This window comes from Actinoplanes sp. DH11, assembly GCF_020873875.1.
In the GTDB taxonomy this organism is placed as follows: domain Bacteria; phylum Actinomycetota; class Actinomycetes; order Mycobacteriales; family Micromonosporaceae; genus Actinoplanes.
Genome location: NZ_JAHWGU010000079.1, coordinates 1 through 795, shown reverse-complemented (window position 1 = coordinate 795; position 795 = coordinate 1). Strand labels below are relative to the sequence as shown.

Genomic DNA, 795 nt, shown 5'->3' with positions numbered 1-795 from the left:
CGGAATCGCATGCAACACCGCATCCAACAACACCGGATGAATACCAAAACCCTCAACATCAACATCAACATTGACGTCCGCGAACACCTCACCATCGCGACGCCACAACCCACGAAGCCCCTGGAACGCCGGCCCATAACCCAAACCAGCCGCCGCCAATGCGTCATACCAGCCGGCCACCGGCAACTCCTCAGCACCCACCGGCGGCCACACCGGCAAGCCCTCCGCTGTGGCACCGTTGTCGCTGGCGCTGTTCAGGACACCCGTCGCGTGGCAAGTCCAGGCGTCCTCGACGTCGTTGTCACGACTCGAATGGATGCTTATCGCACGTCGGCCGGAACCGTCGTCGGCCGAGACCGTGACCTGCACCAGAACCGGAGCGTGCGCTTGCAGCATCAACGGCGCCTGGATGGTCAACTCGTCCAACAGGTCACAGTCGACGCGCTGTGCGGCGTGCATCGCCATTTCGATGAATGCGGCGCCGGGCACGACGATGCGGCTCTGCACGGTGTGATCGGCCAGCCACGGGTGTGAGTCCAGGCCGATCCGGCCGTTCAGAATGACGCCGTCACTGTCGGCAAGCGCGACGTCGGCCGACAGCAGCGCGTGTCCGGCGGGGCGCAGACCCGCCGAAAGGCCTTCGTCCCGGCTGCCGATGGTCGCGTTCAGCCAGTAGCGCTGGTGTTGGAAGGCGTAGGTGGGCAGTTCGATACGCCGGGCACCGGGGAACACCTTCGCCCAGTCCGGGCCGGCCACCGCCAGCGCCTTGACCAACGAGTCCGGCTCGTCACGGCC

Annotated in this window: 1 protein-coding gene; it reads right to left on the bottom strand. The window is 65.8% G+C overall.

Annotated features, from left to right (window positions below; translation table 11 throughout):
- On the bottom strand, positions 1-795 hold a 795-nt coding region (locus LPA41_RS40790), incomplete at both ends, for a polyketide synthase dehydratase domain-containing protein (RefSeq protein ID WP_229076860.1).